Annotated in this window: 2 protein-coding genes; both read right to left on the reverse strand. The window is 39.1% G+C overall.

Annotated elements, in window-relative coordinates; genetic code table 11:
• Positions 1-809, reverse strand: an 809-nt coding sequence (locus tag WH277_RS03865) for an alginate O-acetyltransferase AlgX-related protein (protein ID WP_339504455.1), incomplete at its 3' end; no start/stop codon positions are given.
• A 10-nt stretch (positions 810-819) separates the two neighbouring features.
• Positions 820-1,022: hypothetical protein (locus WH277_RS03870; RefSeq protein ID WP_339504457.1), on the reverse strand; the 203-nt coding region annotated here is incomplete at its 5' end.

Consider the following 1,022-nt stretch of genomic DNA (forward strand, 5'->3'; position numbering starts at 1 on the left):
CCTGACCAGTCTTTAACAGTGACTTGCGAGTTTATATCAATGTTAACTTTTATTTCTGTATCGGTTATTTTTTCCTGAATATGCTGAAAACGACTCATATCACCACCAGGTCTGATTTCCTGAGTGAATGATACATCGGTTGGTGTTAGCCATTTTAAATCAGGGAAATCATGGGATAATGAAGTGGCCAGTTTTTGATAGCCATACCATGCACCTTGTTTATTCCAGTGTGTATCTGTTTTGTAAAAGAGAGGGAGTTTGCTTTTACTAACGTTATTCTTTAACTCTGTACTGAGATCGATCAGCGTTCTGTCTTTATCAGCATGACTTAGAAAATATCCGATACTCTTGCTTGATGAACTTTGTGCTACCCAATCTGGTAATTTTTCAGGATATATGGATTGTGAATTTGGGGCGACAGTAACAACATATCCTTTTCCGCCAAGACTCTTAATGTATGAGTTCCACTTTTCCCGGTTAGCTGCCATCAAATCGAGCTTTTCCTGGTTGAACGGGGTCAGCCCTCTGGTTTCAGTCAGGGTATTAGCATATCTGTCACCTAGAAACATCCATCCATCTTTCCCGTTCAGCGCTAAGCGAGGAGCTATTGATATCCCAAAATGACGATATGCCAGCCCAAAAGGTGGAAGTATGAAGTCTAAATTATAAAGATTTTTCTTGGATACCCAGCCTGTCGGGTTGGAAACTATTATCTTTTCGCCAGTTAAGTCATTGTAAATATTGACTGCCGGAGCAATGGCTAAAGTGAGTGCTGATGTGGTAAGGAAACCATAAATATACATTTTCATCGTGATTTCCTTAGAAGTTAAAGTATAAAAATACAGTGCTGGTTGACTGTATTGTCGTATATACGGCAGAAGTGAAGAGAATCGTCATCCAGACAGATTTAAGAAGTCTGGAGTGATGCCCGATGGTAAGTTCATAGGCATTTTTCATTGGGGTAATAATGAAACCAATAAAAATAAGTGAAAAAGATAAAATATTACTCACCAGCCCTACCG

The organism is Erwinia sp. MYb416, assembly GCF_037479575.1.
Taxonomy (GTDB): Bacteria; Pseudomonadota; Gammaproteobacteria; order Enterobacterales; family Enterobacteriaceae; genus Erwinia; species Erwinia rhapontici.